The sequence below is a fragment of the Pseudomonas sp. MM227 genome, assembly GCF_947090715.1.
Classification (GTDB): domain Bacteria; phylum Pseudomonadota; class Gammaproteobacteria; order Pseudomonadales; family Pseudomonadaceae; genus Aquipseudomonas; species Aquipseudomonas baltica.
The window spans coordinates 4263221-4281825 of sequence record NZ_OX352319.1 but is presented as its reverse complement, the minus strand read 5'-3'; the positions used below and the strand labels follow the sequence as shown (position 1 = coordinate 4281825).

At 62.8% G+C, this 18605-nt stretch carries 11 protein-coding genes; 5 read left to right on the top strand and 6 right to left on the bottom strand.

Translation table 11 applies throughout. The annotated features are described in order from the left end of the window. Positions 1-108: 108 nt before the first annotated feature. The 3 genes from ONG87_RS19525 to hemE all read left to right on the top strand — a co-directional run bounded on the left by ONG87_RS19525 (position 109) and on the right by hemE (position 1800). Entirely contained in the window at positions 109-333 is a 225-nt protein-coding gene (locus tag ONG87_RS19525) for a hypothetical protein (RefSeq protein WP_192103211.1), read from the top strand. After that, a complete protein-coding gene (locus ONG87_RS19520) occupies positions 330-623 on the top strand; it encodes a cell division protein ZapA (protein WP_122479777.1) in 294 nt (97 codons plus the stop codon). The genes ONG87_RS19525 and ONG87_RS19520 overlap by 4 nt, the downstream gene beginning before the upstream one ends. 112 nt (positions 624-735) lie before the next feature. Beyond that, positions 736-1800: a uroporphyrinogen decarboxylase gene (gene hemE / locus ONG87_RS19515; protein ID WP_122479776.1), complete on the top strand. Its 1065-nt coding sequence runs from the start codon at positions 736-738 to the stop codon at positions 1798-1800. A gap of 304 nt (positions 1801-2104) precedes the next feature. Here the strand turns inward: hemE and ONG87_RS19510 are convergent, their stop codons facing one another. Continuing rightward, positions 2105-3292, bottom strand: coding sequence for an MFS transporter (locus ONG87_RS19510; RefSeq protein WP_264382882.1), 1188 nt, complete (start codon positions 3290-3292; stop codon positions 2105-2107). Between the two features lie 264 nt (positions 3293-3556). Here ONG87_RS19510 and ONG87_RS19505 point away from each other — a divergent pair, with 264 nt between their 5' ends. After that, positions 3557-4327: a ParA family protein gene (locus tag ONG87_RS19505; protein ID WP_264381879.1), complete on the top strand. Its 771-nt coding sequence runs from the start codon at positions 3557-3559 to the stop codon at positions 4325-4327. A 262-nt stretch (positions 4328-4589) separates the two neighbouring features. Here ONG87_RS19505 and trxC read toward each other — a convergent pair whose 3' ends face one another. From trxC to ONG87_RS19480, 5 genes are all read right to left on the bottom strand, one after another. Continuing rightward, a complete protein-coding gene (gene trxC / locus ONG87_RS19500; RefSeq protein WP_264381878.1) occupies positions 4590-5033 on the bottom strand; it encodes a thioredoxin TrxC in 444 nt (147 codons plus the stop codon). Between the two features lie 163 nt (positions 5034-5196). Further along, positions 5197-6642 carry a protein adenylyltransferase SelO gene (gene selO / locus ONG87_RS19495; RefSeq protein ID WP_264381877.1) on the bottom strand — a complete coding sequence of 482 codons (1446 nt, stop codon included), beginning with the start codon at positions 6640-6642 and terminating at the stop codon, positions 5197-5199. Between the two features lie 26 nt (positions 6643-6668). Further along, positions 6669-10049: a mechanosensitive channel MscK gene (gene mscK, locus ONG87_RS19490; protein WP_264381876.1), complete on the bottom strand. Its 3381-nt coding sequence runs from the start codon at positions 10047-10049 to the stop codon at positions 6669-6671. A gap of 254 nt (positions 10050-10303) precedes the next feature. Further along, complete coding sequence (locus tag ONG87_RS19485; protein ID WP_240998840.1) at positions 10304-11218, bottom strand: M60 family metallopeptidase; 915 nt, start codon at positions 11216-11218, stop codon at positions 10304-10306. A 384-nt stretch (positions 11219-11602) separates the two neighbouring features. Further along, positions 11603-13345, bottom strand: coding sequence for a potassium/proton antiporter (locus tag ONG87_RS19480; RefSeq protein ID WP_122479769.1), 1743 nt, complete (start codon positions 13343-13345; stop codon positions 11603-11605). Between the two features lie 515 nt (positions 13346-13860). Between ONG87_RS19480 and ONG87_RS19475 the strand changes: the two genes are divergently transcribed. Beyond that, entirely contained in the window at positions 13861-18585 is a 4725-nt protein-coding gene (locus ONG87_RS19475; protein WP_264381875.1) for a membrane-targeted effector domain-containing toxin, read from the top strand. The last annotated feature ends 20 nt before the right edge of the window (positions 18586-18605 follow it).

Below are 18605 nucleotides of genomic sequence, written 5' to 3'. Positions count from 1 at the left end.
GACGAACCGAACAGCGATTTGGGGGTCCATCGGGGTCCTATCAAAGCTGGCCCGGGCGAGGTTTTTTCTTTATCGTTCGCGCCCCTGACAAAGTGTTGGAAATAGCAAATGTTGGAAGCATCCCTGAATCAATTGGAAAGCCTGGTAAACGACCTGGTAAAGCACAACCGGGAACTGGCCGAACGCAATGCCCAGCTGGCCGGCGAGCTGGCCCAGGCCAAGGATGACAACGACACGCTGCAGCTCAGTCTGCTGGAACAGGAAGAGAAGCAGGGCGCAACCACCGCGCGTATTCAAGCACTGGTCGAGCGTGCTACTGCGGCGGCGGTATGAACCTTGACGACGGGGTTGAGGTCTTCTCGATCCTGGGCAACGAATATTCAGTGAAAGCACCGCCCGGCGAACAGCAGGCGCTGCGTCAGGCGTTCGGCATGCTCGAGCGCACGCTGGCGCAGACCAAGCGCAGCCATCCGACATTGATCGGCGACCGCCTGCTGGTGCTGGCCGCGCTGAATCTATGCCAGCGCCAGGTCGAGCTGAGCCAGGGCCACGCCCATGCCATGGACCAGTGCAAAAGCAGGATCGACGCCCTGGTGAGTCGCTGCAGCGATACGCAGGACTGATTCAGCCAGGCGGCCGGGTGGTGCTGCTGCGCAGATCACCGCCCAGCCCTCGCCGGTGGCTTGTTGTTCTTTGCTCTGCGAAAATCCTCATACTTTTCTGCCGGATGTTGACATGACTCCCCTCAAGAACGACCGCTTCCTGCGTGCCCTGCTCAAGCAGCCCGTTGACGTCACCCCGGTGTGGATGATGCGCCAGGCCGGACGCTACCTGCCCGAGTACCGCGCCAGCCGCGCCAAGGCCGGTGACTTCATGAGCCTGTGCAAGAACCCGTCGTTCGCCTGCGAAGTCACCATGCAGCCGTTGGAACGCTACCCGCTGGATGCGGCCATCCTGTTCTCCGACATCCTCACCATCCCCGATGCCATGGGCCAGGGCCTGTACTTCGAAACCGGCGAAGGCCCGCGCTTCAAGAAGGTCGTCAGTACCTTGGCCGACATCGAAGCGCTGCCGATCCCCGATGCGCATCAGGATCTGGGCTACGTCATGGACGCGGTCAGCACCATCCGCCGCGAACTCAACGGCCGGGTGCCGCTGATCGGCTTTTCCGGGAGCCCCTGGACGCTGGCCACCTACATGGTCGAAGGCGGTTCGTCGAAGGATTTTCGCAAGACCAAAGCCATGCTCTACGACCAGCCCCAGGCCATGCACCTGCTGCTGGACAAGCTGGCGCAGTCGGTCACCAGCTACCTTAATGGCCAGATCATGGCCGGGGCCCAGGCGGTGCAGATCTTCGATACCTGGGGCGGCAACCTGTCGGCCGCGGCGTATCAGGAATTCTCCCTGGCCTACATGCGCAAGATCGTCAGCGGCCTGATCCGCGAACACGAAGGGCGCAAGGTGCCGGTGATCCTGTTCACCAAGAACGGCGGCCTGTGGCTGGAAAGCATCGCCGACGCCGGCGCCGACGCGCTGGGCCTGGACTGGACCTGCGACATCGGCGAAGCCCGTCGCCGCGTTGGCCACAAGGTCGCCCTGCAGGGCAACATGGACCCTACCGTGCTGTACGCCAAGCCCGAAGCGATTCGCGCCGAAGTGGCGCGGATCCTCGCCAGCTACGGGCAGGGCACAGGCCATGTGTTCAACCTCGGCCACGGCATCACCCCGGAAGTCGATCCCGAGCATGCCGGCGCATTCATCAACGCCGTGCATGAGTTTTCAGGGCAATATCACGGCTGACATCCTGCCGTGTTGAATCTTGACGCGGCTTGCACCGCTGCTACAGAAACACCCACCCCTGTAGCAGCGGCGCAAGCCGCGTCGGCGGCGTACGCGGTACATCTGGACGCTCGCGTTGAAACCTGACGCGGCTTGCACCGCTGCTACAGAAACACCCGCCCCTGTAGCAGCGGCGCAAGCCGCGTCGGCGGTGTATGCGGTACATCTGGACGCTCGCGTTGAAACCTGACGCGGCTTGCACCGCTGCTACAGAAACACCCACCCCTGTAGCAGCGGCGCAAGCCGCGTCGGCGGTGCATGCGGTTCATTTGGACGCCCCCACCGGCTGCAACTTCGCCAGCCTCGCCGCCACCACCAACGCCACCGTCAACAGGCCCGCAATGAACCCGCCCACACCCGTCCAGCCACCGTAGTGCCAGGCCATCCCTCCCGCCGTCCCGGCGACGCTTGACCCCGCGTAATAACTGAACAGGTACAACGAAGACGCCTGCCCCTTGGCCGTCAACGCACGCCGTCCGATCCAGCTGCTGGCCACCGAGTGCGCACCGAAAAAGCCAAAGGTGAACATCAGCATCCCCAGCAGGATCACGGGTACCGGATTGAACAGGGTCACCAGCAGGCCTGCGAACATCAGCACGATGCTCATCCAGAACACCTTGCGTCGGCCATGCTTGTCGGCCAGCGAGCCCACCTGCGCCGAGCTGTAGATGCCGGCCAGGTACACCACCGACAGCAGCCCCACCAGCGCCTGGCTCATGTGGTAGGGCTCGGCCAACAGGCGGTAGCCAATGTAGTTGAACAGCGTCACGAAGCTGCCCATCAGCAGGAACGCTTCGAGAAACAGCCACGGCAGGCCGGCATCCTTGAAGTGCATGGTGAAGCCTTCCAGCAAGCCACGTGGGTTCATCTTGCGGGGGCGGAAGTTACGCGATTCCGGGAGGATCCTGACGAACACCGCCGCTGCGACCAGAGCCAGGCCGCCGACCACCAACAGTGCAGTGTGCCAACTGACGAAGTCGATCAGCACGCCGGTGATCAGGCGTCCACTCATGCCGCCGATGGCGTTGCCGCCAATGTACAAACCCATTGCCAGACCGATGTGTTGCGGATGAATTTCCTCGCTCAGGTAGGTCATGGCTACCGCAGCCAGGCCGCTCAGGCTCAATCCGGTCAAGGCGCGCAGCAACAGCACGCCGTCCCAAGTAGGCATCAAGGCACTGCCGAGGGTGCACAGCGCTGCGCTGAACAAGGCTGCCACCATCACCGGCTTGCGTCCGACACTGTCGGAAATCGGCCCGGTGATCAGCAATCCGATGGCCAGCATCCCGGTAGCCACCGACAGCACCAGGCTGCTCTGGGCGGCGTTGATGCCGAACTCGTAGGACAGGATCGGCATCATGGGTTGCACGCAATACAGCAGGGCAAAGGTGGCGAAGCCGCCGCTGAACAGGGCGAGTACCGTGCGCAGGAACTGCGGGGTGCCTTTTTCGATGTACTGCTCGTTGAACTGAGCGGCGTTTTGATGAGGGGTATCAACAGCTTGCGCAGCAGGCGCGACAGCAGTTTTCACGGTGACCTCGGGAGGGGGGCGGCAGGAGTTGAAAAACTATATAGCTGGCTAATGATTTCTGCCAACACTAGCACCGAGACTGTAGGAAATTGTAGGAAAAATCCGAGAATGAACGTCCCGGCGCGCTAGCAACTGTAATATTCTGGCCGCTACACTCGAGGCTTTGCCTGTCATGGAGGGATATAGATGCGGCGCGTGGTGTTCAATCAGAAGGGCGGCGTAGGCAAATCCAGCATTGCCTGCAACCTGGCGGCCGTCAGTGCCAACGAGGGCTTTCGCACGTTATTGATCGACCTCGATGCCCAGGCCAACTCTACCCAGTACCTCACCGGGCTGACCGGTAACGATATCCCGATGGGCATCGCGGATTTCTTCAAGCAGATCCTGTCGTCGGGGCCGGCCAGCAAGAAAGGCAAGGTGGATATCCATCAAACGCCCTATGACAACCTGCATGTAGTCACGGCTTCGGCGGAGTTGGCTGATCTGCAGCCCAAGCTGGAAGCCAAGCACAAGATCAACAAGCTGCGCAAACTGCTCGACGAGCTCAGTGAAGATTATGATCGGATCTATATCGACACGCCGCCGGCGTTGAATTTCTATGCGGTGTCGGCGCTGATCGCTGCGGATCGGGTGTTGATTCCCTTCGATTGCGACAGCTTTTCCCGGCATGCGCTCTATGGTCTGCTGAGTGAAATCGATGAGTTGAAAGAGGACCACAACGAGGGTCTTGAAGTCGAAGGTATCGTCGTCAACCAGTTCCAGCCTCGGGCCAGCCTGCCTCAGCAGATGCTCGACGAACTGATCGCCGAGGGCCTGCCCGTGCTGCCGGTGTATTTGAACAGCTCGGTCAAGATGCGCGAGTCCCATGAGCTGAATATCCCATTGATCTACCTGGACCCGCGACACAAGCTGACCCAGCAGTTCGTCGAGCTGCATGACCTGCTCGAACAAGCCTGACCTCGCACCCCTGCGATCGACTGAGGGAACGGTCTGCGGCCGCGAATCAGGCACCGCGATCCGCCTGACCTACCGCGCCGTTCGCCGACGCGGCTTGCGCCGCTGCTACGGGCACCGCGATCCGCCTGACCTACCGCGCCGTTCGCTGACGCGGCTTGCGCCGCTGCTACACGCACCGCGATCAACCCAATGGCGGGCCTTGCTCAATCCCCTGTAGCAGCGGCGCAAGCCGCGTCCGGCCTCGATGCGGTGCATCAGGTTGCTACAGGTTGGCAATACCCTGGGCACCAAGCCAGGCCAGCAACTGCGGCAGCGGCATCGCGCCGCTCTGCCGCGCCACTTCTCGACCATTCTTGAACAGGATCAAACTCGGTATCGAGCGGATGCCAAGTTGCGTGGACAGCTGCGGGTTGGCCTGGCTGTCCAGCTTGGCCAGTCGGCATCGCCCCTGCAGTTGCCCCGCCGCCTGCTCGAACACGGGAGCAAAGGATTTGCATGGCCCGCACCAGTCGGCCCAGACGTCCACCAGCAGCGGCAGATCGCCCTTGATCTGGCTGGCATAGTCGCCTTGAGTCAGCTCGAAGGGTGTATCGAGCAACACCGCCGCCTTGCACCGCCCGCATTTGGGCTGGTCGGTCAGGCGCAAAGCAGGAATGCGATTGAGCCCGTTGCACTGCGGGCAGGGGATTACCAGTGAGTCGCTCATGTCCGGCTCCGATTTGAAAGATGGCCCCTGCGTATCTGGAGGCAGAAAGATCGGTTATCAACCCAAGCGCCACAGCCTACTCCGTAGGAGCGGTCATCGGCCGCGAAGGGCAGGATGCGGTCTGCCTGATGCACTGCGGTGCAGCGTTCGCGGCCAGTGTTGCTCACGACGAACAACTGATCTCCAGATGCTTGCCCCACTCCGGTGGCCGTTCGGCGTAACTTTCCATGCCCGGCTGCGCTTCGAATGGATTGCAAAGCACTTGGTGCAGGCGGCGCACCTCCGAATAGTCACCGTCTTCGACCGCATCGATGGCTTTTTGCGCCAGGTAATTGCGCAGGATGTACAACGGGTTGACCTGGTTCATGCGTTCCGTGCGGCCTTCCACCACATCGCGCTCCATGCGCGCCTGGTAATCGCCTGCCCAGGCATCGAAGCCCTGGATATCGACGAAATCGTCGCGCAGTACGGCCAGCGAGCCGTCCTCACCCAAGCGGCGGAAGAACAGGTTGTAGTCCACACCGCTGTTCTGCATCAGCCCCAGCAGGCGTTCGAGCAACACCTTGTCGCCCTCTTCGGCCAGGGTGAAACCCAGTCGCCGCCGCATGATGTCCAGCCAGGCCGCCTCGTACAGCGGCAGGAACAACCCCAGTGCTTCCTGCAGCGCCTCCACGCTGATCAGCGGCGTCAACGATTGAGCCAGGGCGCTCAGGTTCCAGTGCGCCACGGGCACCTGGTTGCTGAAGCTGTAGCGGCCTTGATGGTCGGAGTGGTTGCAGATGAAATTCGCATCGAAATCGTCGAGGAAGGCGTACGGCCCGAAGTCGAAGGTAATGCCCAGGATCGACATGTTGTCGGTGTTCATCACCCCATGACAGAACCCGTAGGCCTGCCACTGGGCGATCAGTTCGGCGTTGCGCTCGACGACTTCGCGGAACATGTCGAGGTAGGGTTCGGGTTGGGTTGCACAGCCGGGGAAGTGGGCTGCCAGCACATGGTCGACCAGCTGTTTCTGCAGTTCGGGTTGGCGCGTGTAGTAGAAGTACTCGAAATGCCCGAAACGCACATGGCTGGGGGAAAGGCGCAGGAGCATGGCAGCGCGTTCCTGCTTCTCGCGCCACACCGGAGTGTCCGATGCAATCACGCACAGTGCGCGACTGCTGGGAATGCCCAAGGCATGCAAGGCTTCGGAAGCGAGGAACTCGCGGATCGAGGAACGCAGCACCGCCCGGCCATCGCCCATGCGCGAGTAGGGCGTCTGCCCGGCACCCTTGAGATGCAGGTCCCAGTGCTCGCCGGCCTCGTTGTACACCTCGCCCAGCAGCACACCGCGGCCATCGCCCAGCTGTGGCGTGTAGCCGCCGAACTGATGGCCCGAGTAGATCATCGCCCGTGGTTCGGTCTCGCTCCACAGTTTGTGCCCGCTGAACAGCTCGGCGAACAGTGGCGTTCGGGCGCATGCCGGGTCCAGGTCCAGCAGGCTCATCGCCGCATCGCTGGCCACTACCAGCCGTGGGTTGTCGATCGGCTCGGGCAGCACGTGGGTGGAGAAAACGTCGCCCAGGCGGGCGAAGCGGTTGTCGAAGATCAGTTCATCGAGGCCTTTCATGTGCGTTCTCCGTTGGCGCGGTGCGCTCAATCAAGTTTCGAGGGCGGTGGCTTGGGTGCTTCCACGGCCTGGGGTGCGCTCGGTGGCTCGGCCGGCGCAGGCGTCGCCGCCGGCTGCAGGGTGCCGGCACTTTCTCCAGGCTCGGCGGGCACCAGCTTGTACTCGCGGCCGGTGGTGTTCTTCAGGTAGATCTCCATTTGCCGGAACGAAATGTTGATGTTCTGACGCTTGAATTCCTTGTTGATGAAGCGGTTGATCTCGTCCAGGACCGGGTTGCGGTCACCCAGGTCACGCACGTGCATGCGCAACTCGTGGTCCAGGGTGCTTTCGCCGAAGTTGAGGAAATACACCAGTGGCTCCGGGTCCTTGAGCACCCGCGGGTTGTCTCGCGCAGCCTTGAGCAGCAGGGTGCGCACCAGGTCCAGGTCCGAGCCGTAGTCCACGCCCAGCTTCAACGTCACCCGGGTGATGGTGTCGGTCAGCGACCAGTTGATCAGTTGCCCGGTGATGAAGGTCTTGTTGGGGACGATGATGTCCTTGCGATCGAAGTCGGTGATGGTGGTGGCGCGAATGCGGATCTTGCTCACCGTTCCCGACAGGTTGCCGATGGTGATGGTGTCGCCGATGCGCACCGGGCGCTCGAACAGAATCATGATGCCGGAAATGAAATTGGCGAAGATCTCCTGCATGCCGAAACCCAGCCCTACCGAGAGCGCCGCGACCAGCCACTGCAGCTTGTCCCAGCTCACCCCCAGGGTCGACAGCGTGGACACGAAACCCACCCCGGCGATCACGTACGACAACAACGTCGTGGTGGCGTAGGCGCTGCCCTGGGCCAGGTTGAGCTTGGACAGCACCAGCACCTCCAGCAGCCCCGGCAGGTTGCCGGCCAGCACGAAGGTGATACCGATGATCACCGCCGCACCGATGAAGTCGCTGAGGCTGATCGGCACCATGCTCATGGCCGCGCCGGTGCCGCTGGTGTACTCGTACAGGGTGATGTTGTCCAGATAGGCGAATACGCTGATCAAATCGCTCCAGACCCAGTACAGCGCGCCGATGAAGCCGGCCAGCAAGGCCAGGCGCACCAGGCGCAAGGACTGCTGGTTGACCTGCTCGATGTCCAGGGTCGGCTCTTCGGCGACTGCTTCGCCTTCGCCGCTGTCCTTCGCCGTCTGCCGCTTGGCCAGTGCCCGTTGGTAGGCCAGGCGCCGGGCGGCGACGCTCAGGCCACGCACGAATGCGGCTTCGATGACCAGCCAGATCATCAGCAGATACAGGGTGTCGATCAGCCGGTCGGTGAGCTTGAGCGCCGTGTAGTAGTAGCCAAAACACACAGCCACGAACAGCGCGATCGGCAGCGCGGTGAACAACAGGCCGATGGTACGGCGGAACAGTGAAGCGCTCTTGTGGGTCGGGCTGCTGACCAACAAGCGTCCCAGCAGCCAGGCCATCAATGCGTAGCAGGTCAGCACCACGGCAATGCCGAGCACGTCATCCGCCAGCGCCGAGGGTTGCAGTTCGGCCACCGCCACCACCGACACCAGCGCCAGCACGACGAAGCCCAGCCGGCGCACCCAGCCCTGGAGGAAGGCCACCTGCGCACGCTCCCAGCGAAAATGCAGCTCGGCCACGCCGCCGGGGGCAAGGATGCGATAGGCGGTGTAGAACACCAGCCAGGCCTGGGCGATCTGCAACATGGCCGCGCCAAGACCGGCATTCTGCCCGCGAGCATCGATCAGCAGGGCGTAGCCGCACAGGGCCAGGCCCAGGGCCATGGGCATGGCCAGCAGAATGTTGATCAGAATCGCCGCCGGTGTGTGCCATTGCCGGTCGCGCTTGAAGTGACCGATGTCCTGATGGACCGCATTGAGCTTCTGGTAGAGAAACTTGCGCTTCCACTGCAGCAGGCCGATCACCAGCAGCAGGGGCAGGAACAGCAACGGCCGCTGCACCAGGCCATCGGTCAATTCGCTTACGCTCGATGCCCAGGGCAGGGTGGTGACCTGGTTTTCCAGGCGTCGTGGCACGGCTTTGAACCACTCGTCATCCAGCGGTTTGTTGCTGGGGATCCAGAACATCTGCTCGTCCAGCGTGGCACGCAGGCCTTGCGCGGTGCTGAGCAGTTGCTTCTGATTGAGCTGCAGAGTGATCGACTCGTTGAGCAGTGCGCTCAGCTCCCGGTTCAGGCGTTCGAGCAGGTCGCTGCGGGTGACCGCCAACTCCAGCAGGCTTTTGCGCAATTGCGGCGCGTTCTGGTCCTGTGGCTGATTGACCATCAGGTTGTCCACGTACGCCGCCGGGTTGCCGATGGCTTCGCGCTGCTGGTTGACTTCGAACTGATACAGGCGGATGTCGGCGATCTCGTCGGCCAGGTCGCGATCGACCTTCAAGTGCGGCAACGCCTGCTTCTGTTTGTAGAGAATCTTGGACAGCAACAGGCTGCCCTTGAGCACGCTGATCTGCTCGTCCAGGGCCTGGTCGCTCTGCGTCACGCTGTCCAGCTGCTGGCGGGTCTTGAGGTTCTGCTGGGTCAGCTCGTTGAGCCGGTCGGTGCTGCGCAGCAGGTAGTCGGACAGCTTGACGTTGGTCGCACTCTCCGTGGCCAGCACGCTGCTGCCGCCGGCTTTCTGTGCTTCCAGCGACTGCTTGGTGACGGTTTCCTGGGACTGCGCCAGGCGCTTCTGGTTGATCAGCGTCTGCAGGTCCTGGATTTCCTGCTCCAAACGGGTGGTCTTCTCCAGCACCAGGTCGTGACGGGCATTGCCCAGGTCCTGCAGGGTACTGTTGCCGGCCAGCTCCTGGCGGCGCAGGTAGATCAAGGCATTGATCGACGCCTGTTCGGCCGCCAACTGGTTGCGCGTGTCGGGGGTCAGCGCCTTGCCGTCGTTCTTGCCCAGCTTGAGAATGCCGCTGATCTGCTGGATACGGTTCTGGCTGGCGCTGATTTCGGTCTGCGCGCGTTCCGGGCGGGTCTGCGCGGTGATGATCAGGCTGTTGGCATCGGACAAGGCCTTTTGCAATTCGCCCTGCTCGGTGGTGCGCTCGCTGAAGATCTGCTCCAGCTGCGGCACGCTCAAGGTGGCATAGCGCTGGCTCACAGGGATGATCGGCATGCCCTTGAGACGGCTCAGCTCGCGCTGCGCCTCCAGGGTCTGCTTCGGCGCATCGGCCAGTTGCTGCTTGAGCTCGGCCAGCTTGCGTTCATTGTCGGCCTGGTTGCCAAGCAGCCCCAGGGTCTGCTCGAACACCTGCTGCAGCGCCTTCTGGTCGGCTTCTGGCAGCTTGCGCTCGGCGATCTTGTCGAGGTTCTGTTGCACCGTTTCACGGTTGAGGGGGTCGGCAGCCTGAACGCCGGCGACAGCCATGCACAGCCCCAGCAGGGCTGCGGAAAGAAAATTGCGCATAGGTTAGACGTCGTACAGCTCGAAGAGAGATGGGCAGTTTAGAGGAAGAGTCCAGGCCCTGGACGACTTCCTTCGCGGAATTTGACGCCCACTTTCATGATCCGGTTCCCGTGCATGACCGCATTGCCTGACGCAGGCCAGGCTATGTCATGTGAACAGTCCGGTTTATGCGCCTTCGGTCCGTCACACAGTCTCGGGCGGGGCCGGACTGCGGCCCCGACCAAATCGCTGGGGCCAGCGCCCTTCGAGCCAGTCTAGGCATCTTTAAGCAGAGACGTGTCGCCGGGCGGCTCGGTGCCACATTCCGGCTCTTTCTCAGGGCTGGAGCTCGCACTCGCTCCAGCCCGAGGCTCCCTGAGCGTCAGCAGATCTGCAGGCGGCGCAGGCAGGCGCATCTCGGCAATTTGTTGATCGGCTGCCGTTGAAAGAGGCATCCCCCAGGCGCGCACGAAGGCTCGCAGATCAGCCCAAGCGGCCATGCTCCCGAACAGTGCTAAGTTATCGAACGATTGGGCTCGTGAGGGCGTTGTGCTCCAAGGGCCATGCTCACGGGCAATCCGGTTCAACCGTGGCCAAAAAGCGTCGCCAAACCCAAGGCGTAGTTGCTCCAGGGCCGCCAGACGCTCGAACGCAGATAGCTGGGTTATGTCCAGATCAGCCGCGGCCTGCTTTTCCAGCGCATTGTCCCAGGTGTCCTTGCCGTTCGCGCCGGGGTGAGTCAAATTCGACCGCACACCGAATACCCGCTGGGTCGCCATGGCGAAGAGGTTGTTGGTCACTTCGCTGAAATCATTGGGCAAGTAGGCGCGCATCTGGTTCTGATGACCTATTTCGTGAGGCACTGCCCACTCCGCCTTGAGGCGCTCGGGTTCAAGCAGCCCTCGTGCATACGCCATGTTGTATGCCGTGTACCCGGTGGTGGCATGTGCCGATCCAGCGCCACCGTGGTTACCCAGTACAAGATGATATTTCAGCGGAGCCGGTGCATGAAGTTCTTCTGCCTTGTCCAGACCCAGTAACGTCTCTTGCACGTCAATGATGCGCTCGTAAGTTGCCATCAGCAGCGGTATGCCACTGTTCTTGTAAGCCTGCGCCGATGCCCGATCGACGGTCAGAACGACCCGGGCGCTGTACAACTCCACGTACGGGGTTGGCCGGGCGTCGAGCATGGCGTGATAGACCGCTGTCGAGGTATTGCCATGTTCGAAGTAGGGAAGTTCCTGTGCACCCAGAATAATGACATTGGCGGTGTTTATTTCATTGGCCAGTTGGAAATAGATGACCCCTCCACCAGAAGTTGAGACACAATCAGGCTAGCAGGGTCAATGTAATGGTCGCGCCAGCGGAAACGGCAGAAATCAAAGGGGAGGGGCGTTGCAATGTTGCACACTGTTCGCAACTTGCTGAGTAAAAAAGGTATTCCGCTTCAGTAGTTAAAGTCTGTACAAAGTTGGGGAACTGAATGTTTTTTTACAGGATGAACGGTCGTATTAGCGTTGTTGAGTACGCAGACCGTTCATTCATCAGCGGGCTTGAATTCATTCGCCAGGAATTCAAAGGAAAAGCCCAGGCCCTGGACGACTTCCTTCGGGGAATCTCACGCCCACTTTCATGATCCGGTTTCCGTCCATGACCGCGACCGTCCAGACGGTGCCGTTCCATTCTACGTGGTCGCCAACGATCGGCGCGCCGCCAACCCGCTGAATGATGAAGCGGCTGAGCGGCATCTGCGGGTCGAGCCCATCGAGCTTGAGGCCGTAGAGCGCCGACACTGCGCCCAATTGCGCGTCGCCTTCGAGGACGAAGTCGCCGAAGAAACGCAGGTCCAGACCGCGCTGCGGTGCCTGGCTGAACAGTTTGCCCAAGGCCGGCAGGTTGTGCTCGTGGCCGATCACGCACAGCAGGTCGTCCACTTCGAGCACGGTACTGCCGGATGGGTGGAGCAATTGCTGGCCGCGGAACAGTGCGGCGATACGTGTGCCTTCGGGCATTTTCAGCTCGCGCAGGGCTGCCCCGATGCACCACTTTTCCGCACCCAGGCGATACACGAACAGCTCCCACTCGCTGGTGATGTGCACCTCGAGGGCCGAACGCGAGATCGGCGCGGGATCCGGCGGCACGGTGACCTTGAGCAGCTTGGCTACCCACGGCAGGCTGGTGCCTTGTACCAGTAGCGACACCAGTACGATGAAGAACGCCAGGTTGAAGAACAGCTGCGCGTCCGGCAGCCCGGCCATCAGCGGGAACACCGCAAGAATGATCGGTACCGCGCCGCGCAGGCCGACCCACGAAATGAAGGCTTTTTCGCGGCCATGGAACGCCTTGAATGGCAGCAGGCCGACCATCACCGACAGCGGCCGCGCGACCAGGATCATCCACAGGGCCAGGGCGAGCGCGGGCAGGGCGATGGGCAGCAGGTCGTGGGGCGTGACCAGCAGCCCCAGCACCAGGAACATGCCGATCTGCGCCAGCCAGGCCATACCATCGAGCATGTGCAAAATGCCATGGCGGCTGCGGATCGGCTTGTTGCCCATCACCAGGCCGCACAGGTAGACAGCCAGGAAGCCGCTGCCGTGCAGCGCGTTGGTCAGGGCGAACACCAGCAGGCCACCGGCTACCACCAGGATCGGGTACAGGCCGGCGGCCAGGTTGATGCGGTTGACCAGTTGCAGCATGACCCAGCCGCCGCCCAGACCAATCACGCCGCCAATGCCGAACTCGCGCAGCAGGTGCCCCAGCAGGCCCCAATGCAGTCCGGTCTGGCCGCTGGCGATCATGTCGATCAGGGTCACGGTGAGGAACACCGCCATGGGGTCGTTGCTGCCCGATTCGATCTCGAGCGTGGCGGTCACCCGTTCGTTCAGGCCCTTGCCGCCCAGCAGCGAGAACACCGCCGCCGCATCGGTGGAACCGACGATGGCGCCGATCAACAGCCCCTGGATCATGCTCAGGTCGAACAGCCAGGCGGCGACAGCGCCAGTCAGCGCGGTGGTGATCAGCACCCCCACCGTGGCCAGCGACAGGGCGGGCCACAACGCCACGCGAAAGCTCGATACCCGCGTGCGCAGGCCACCATCGAGCAGGATTACCGCCAGCGCCAGGTTACCGACCAGATAGGCCGTGGGGTAGTTGTTGAAGATGATGCCGCCGCCGTCCACCCCGGCGGCCATGCCTACGGCCAGGATGATCACCAGAATGGGAATGCCCAGGCGGGAGGAAAGCGAGCTGACCAGAATGCTCGCACCTACCAGCAACGCACCGATCAAGAACAGGCTGTTGATGAAGGTGGCATCCAAGGGCGGTACTCCGGTTTCTGAAAACGAGGTGAAAAGGCAGTCGCTCATGCAGGCTGCGTGCCAAGGGATAATAACCTGTGTAAATGCATAACTGTCAAAGCCTTGCGTGGAATCATCACACTTCGGCGGTGTTGCAGACGGGCACCAGCAGCCATGCTGTGATGTTACGGGCAGGAAAAGTCCTACAGGACTTACGGATGCGCCTTGCATATGTGGAGGAGGGCGTTTGTAAGAATCAGCACCCTTTCTCCTTTCCAAGGGGAGTGCGTAGGTTTTTGTTTCGGCGTAGGAAGTATCGCGTGGATGTTTGGGAAGCCTCTTTCGGACCGGCCTGTTTGCGCTGTAGGAGGATTCATCGGCAAGAGAAGGAAGCCTCCTGCTAGTTGGGCCAATCATGCAAGCAGTGCCGGGCTTCGTATCCACCAACCGAGCGTCGTCTGGTGGTAGCGCTTATGTAGCGCGCTGTTGTGAGCCGTGCTGTCCAGAGTGGTCGCCCAATGTGCAAGAGCGAACCCATGGACACCTCACTCGATGAACAACTGAACAGCCTGCTCAATACCCATATCGGGCAAGACCACCTGCGCACCCCTTTGCTCAATCGCCTGCAGAGCCTGGTCGATGCCGTTGCCCAGACAACGCTCGCGCAGCAGAGCCTGGCGGCAGGGGCACCGCTGCTCCAGTCTCTCGATCACCAAGCCCGGGCGCAGCTGCAAACGGACACCGACCTTTATTGGAGTGACCTGGCCCCTGGCACCGTGTTATCGCGGTTACAGCACGCAGAGGCGCTGCGCGTCGAAGACCTGATGCATCGCGCTCAGTTGCTGGCAGCGTTGGGCGAAGTGACCGAGGCCGGGCGCAGGCTGTTGATGGACGCTCTGCAGCCAGGCGAGGACGCCGTACTGCTGGTGTGCAGCACGATAACGCTGCTGGCCAGCGACGGCACACACGCCATGCTGCCCGGCGCCGAGTTGATCGAGCGCCGGGGTGGAGGACGCTGTTTGCTGGTGTGCCCTGGGCTGGAACAGCAGTTGTTCGAGTTCGGCTGCGCCACCGAGGCTGGACGTGGTCTGATCGAGTATCTGTTTTCCGCCCAGGGCCACGTGCTGCGGCAGCGCCTGGCCTTGCAGTTCCCGGCAAACGGCCTATCGGGCCTTTCCACAAGCCTGGGCGCCAGGGTGCGTTTCGTTCCACACACAGCGCGCGTACTCGAACATGGTTTGCGGACCAGTATCGCCAGCCAAGTGGTGGCCCAGGCCGAAGCTGGATCACCGCCTGAATACAGTGAGTCAGGGCAGCGATCGGCACACTTCTGGCTTCCTCTGCCCAAGGCCATCAGTGCCGTGGTGGCTGCTGCCATCAGGGCGGATGGCGAGCGCCAGCGGGCGCTGCTGACCTTTGGCGGCATCACGCCGGATATCGCCACGGCGTTGCTCAAGCAGAAGCTGGATGCCTGCGAAGGAGGTGTCCAAGGGTATGCAGGTGATGCCCTGGACAGCCCTGAACACAAGCATTACCGCCAGCTCCACGGTGCCTGGCAAGCGGCGCAAGGCAAGACTCGACAGCTGCTCGAGGCACTGACCACAGAGGCGTCCTGGCCTACCCGTGCATTCTGGGCCCACGACAGGGGGCAGGGCCTGTCGCGCCAGCATTCGCTGGCGCTGGAACTGAGCAACGCCCTGCGCCATGACGCCGGGCTGCAAGTCTGCGAGGGCACGCTCGAGGAGGCCGACCTTGAGCGGATACTGGAGGTCGTGAATCAGCCTGACGCTCACCTGCGGGGCGCGGAGGGTACGGTGGTCGCCGAATTGGCGGTGGGCGAGGCGACCTATGCCTGCACGCTGCCTGGAGCCTACATCATCGCTGCGGCCAGCGTGTGGGTGAACACCGAACAGGTCGTGCCTGCGCTGCTGTTCCTGACAGGAGAGAACGGTGGCGTGCGTCGCTTCGCTTCGCTCGAGCAACTGTTGCAGTGCGTCACGGCCAGTCTGCGTGACCCCACCTTCACCGCGCTCTGGGCGCGCTTCCCTGCTGATACGTCGAAACGCCTGGCACCGCTGCTGGCGCTGGAAAAACTGCCACTGGTGACCACGCCGGTCGAAGGAGACTGGATCGACAGCCACCTTCGCGCGACGATCGATCGGTACGATCAGGCAGCAGCGCGGATGCCCGATGACCAAGGCCGGCAGCGTCTGCGAGAGGAGCTGGCGAGCGCATTGCGGCAACCGGCGCACGGCATACGAGAAACAGCCATCGGCCATATCGCCGAGCAGCGCCGTCTGCAGGCCGTGTTGCAGGCGTTGCCTCGCTGGCTGGCGACAGCGGGGCAGACCCAGCGAAACCACTATGCCGGCCTGCTCGATGACTACAACCGGCTGGCGGCGGGCCAGGAGGCGTATCTGCAAGGTCGGCCGACCACGATCCGGGCCTTCGCGGCCGATCTGCTCGAAACCCGGCTCAAGGCCGACCTGAAGCAGAGCATCGACCCCGAGCGACTGCTGCTGAGGCTGCCCGACAGTGTCGAGGTCAAGGCGGTACCCAATGTGCCCTCGCAGATTCAGGTGCCCAGCGCTGCGCATTCCACGATCAGCATCGTCGAATTGGCCTTGCTCAATATCGACCGGCAGATGACCTTGCGCCTGGGGTATGCGCAATGGGTGCATCGAGACACCGGTGCCGAGGTGAGCGTGGCCGGCCTGGACATCCCCTACTTGCGCAGGTTGGTGCTTGAACTCGATGTGGCCCGGCGTTATCGGGAAAGCGTCCAGGCGCTGTTCACCATCGCTGCGGGTGCGTCGGCCAGGCCCGCGCTGCACGGGCAGATCATGGCGCTGCCCTACAGCGCGGCATTCAGGCTGCAGGCGTTTGGCGCCTGGTGTCAGGGTTGGCTGACCGAGCAGGCCTGGCAGATGTTGGAAAGGGCGGCGCAGTGCAGGTCCGCCGCCGCGCAAGCGGCGCTGGGGGTGTCACTCGGCGCGGTCACCCTGAGCCTTGGGCCCGGCCAGGCGGACTTGTCCAGCGGCCTGCTGCTGATCCAGGCACCCGCCCAAGACCTTCACTGCCTGTACCTGCCCGATGTGCCGCACGGCGCTCACTTCATCCAGGCAACCAGTGTTCAAGGCCTGCGCGACAGCCTGTTGTTGCGCCTGCGCAGCGCATCGGTGCGCCGGTGGTTGGCGGGGCAAGCGGGCGTCGGCCAACCCACGGCAGCGCGCGAAAGCTACATCGAGCAGGCTTATCAACGCAGCTATGGCCGCTTCATCAAGTTTTCCCCGTTGGCCGATCCTGTCTGGCCGCTGGCGGCCAAACTGCTGCGCGATCACCGATCGAAGCTGCTCGATGATGCCAGCCTCATCTCTCGCAGCCGCGAGGATGTGCGTGCGGCTTTCGCGCGGCAACTGCGCGAGGGTGGTCAACAGTTATTGATGTCCGGGCTTGCCTACCTGCCGGGTATCGGTACGCTGATGCAGCTCAGCGACGGCTGGCATGACGCCAGGCAGGCGGTGCAGGCCTTTGCGGGCAGTGACCCCGCGCTGGGCTTGCGCCGCCTGGCATCGGCCGAACTCAACTTCGGTTTCGCCCTGCTTTCATTTCTGCCGGGGATGGCGGCTGCCAAAGTCGCGCGCAGCAGTTTGAAGCCGCGCCAGGGCCTGCGCCCGGCTGCGCTGCAGGTAAGCCCGCAGCGAACGCGGCTCGACGGTTTCGCAGGCCACGAGACGTCGGTCAGCCTGGTCGGCGCCAGGCTCCAGCGCGGACCCGACGCCGGTACCTGGAAACAGGGCGGCAAGCTCTATCTCTGGCAGGATGGCCAGGCCTACGAAGTGTTTCGTCGCCGCGGCGAACTCACTTTGCGCCTGCGTCGAACCGCAGCCAACAACCACGAACATCCGGTTCGACCAGGCCCCGATGGACGCTTCGTCACTCATCTGGATACCGGTTTACGCGCCGGCGGCCGCTCGCGTGCAGGAAGCAGCACCGGGGCCACTGCCGACCCCAGCGCCATGGGCGACTACCTGATCGTACCGGATGATCGTCCGGTCATGAGCCAGGTACTGGCCCGAGGGGGGCGCTACAACCTCGATGAAATGGCTGCGTCGCTGCAGGCCACGCCGGGGGATGCAGCCCGCAGTCGGTTCTTCGCCCAGCGCCGGCAGTTGTTGCAGGACGCCGATGCCTACCTCGAGCACACACCGCGCGAACCGCGCGTGCCGCTGCCGGTGCTGGCCAGCGACGTTCAACCTGCTGCCTTGATTGCCGCCGTGTATGAAAACGCCAATGGCCTGGTGGTGGGGGAAGCCCATTCCTCGGCAGCCTCCAAGCGGTTTCTGATCGACAACTTCGCGACGCTTGCAGCCACTGGCGTGAAGACCTTGTACTTCGAGCATCTGCCGATGGATTTCCTGGCCGACGACCTCAAAGCCTTCAATGGCAGCGGCGTCATGACACCGGCGTTGAAAGCCCGGTTGCAGTCGCTCGACACCGGCCACAAAGTGGACGCGGGGCAGCCTTTCACCTTCGAGCAGGTGGTGGTCAAGGCCCACGACGCCGGTCTGCAGGTGGTCAGCCTCGATTGCGCTGCCAGCTGGTATGCCAAGGGCGTGATGGATGCGCGCAGCACGGCGCGTCAGCGCATGTTCAGCTACCTGGCGACCCGGGTCATTGCCGACCATCAGCACGCCACGGGCGAGCACAACTGGGTGGCGCTGGTGGGCAACAGTCACGCCAACACCTTCAAGGGCACGCCAGGCCTGGCCGAACTCAACAAGGCCATCGGGGTACGGGTCAGTACGCCGGATGCCGGCGGCAGACCTGGCCTGCGTTCAGATCCGGGCTTCGAGACCCATTTCAATCAGGGCATGGTCAAAGCCGACTTTCTGCTGGAGCTGGAAGTACCCACCCAGCATCTGCGTCCGTCGGCTGGCACTGGCGAGCTCACTGCGTCGCAGCTAGCTTTGGCCACCGAGATGGAAGCCTTGCTGACCCACACGCCCGTCGGTCTGCAACCGGCGCCGCCGCGGTTGATCCATCCCGGCTCCTTCTACCTGCAGAAGGTAGAAGGCAAGCGCCAGGTGGTGCACCTGAGTCGCGACGGCAACATCTACCACACGCCCATCGAGAAGACGCTGGGCCGCTACTGGTTGTCGCGGCCCAGTTGGGACAAGGTCCATGGACGCAGGTTCTGGACACTGCAGGGTCTGCTGGCGGCCATGGCCGAGCAGAACCTGAGCCTCGTGCAGCCCTGAATACCGACCGATGCGCCTGA

What these genes read in the sequence shown, in the direction of transcription:
- hemE (WP_122479776.1), top strand. Translation starts at nt 736, where the DNA reads ATGACTCCCCTCAAGAACGACCGCTTCCTGCGTGCCCTGCTCAAGCAG.
- trxC (WP_264381878.1), bottom strand. Translation starts at nt 5,033, where the DNA reads ATGAGCGACTCACTGGTAATCCCCTGCCCGCAGTGCAACGGGCTCAAT.
- ONG87_RS19475 (WP_264381875.1), top strand. Translation starts at nt 13,861, where the DNA reads ATGGACACCTCACTCGATGAACAACTGAACAGCCTGCTCAATACCCAT.
- selO (WP_264381877.1), bottom strand. Translation starts at nt 6,642, where the DNA reads ATGAAAGGCCTCGATGAACTGATCTTCGACAACCGCTTCGCCCGCCTG.
- ONG87_RS19485 (WP_240998840.1), bottom strand. Translation starts at nt 11,218, where the DNA reads ATGCTCGACGCCCGGCCAACCCCGTACGTGGAGTTGTACAGCGCCCGG.
- mscK (WP_264381876.1), bottom strand. Translation starts at nt 10,049, where the DNA reads ATGCGCAATTTTCTTTCCGCAGCCCTGCTGGGGCTGTGCATGGCTGTC.
- ONG87_RS19525 (WP_192103211.1), top strand. Translation starts at nt 109, where the DNA reads ATGTTGGAAGCATCCCTGAATCAATTGGAAAGCCTGGTAAACGACCTG.
- ONG87_RS19505 (WP_264381879.1), top strand. Translation starts at nt 3,557, where the DNA reads ATGCGGCGCGTGGTGTTCAATCAGAAGGGCGGCGTAGGCAAATCCAGC.
- ONG87_RS19520 (WP_122479777.1), top strand. Translation starts at nt 330, where the DNA reads ATGAACCTTGACGACGGGGTTGAGGTCTTCTCGATCCTGGGCAACGAA.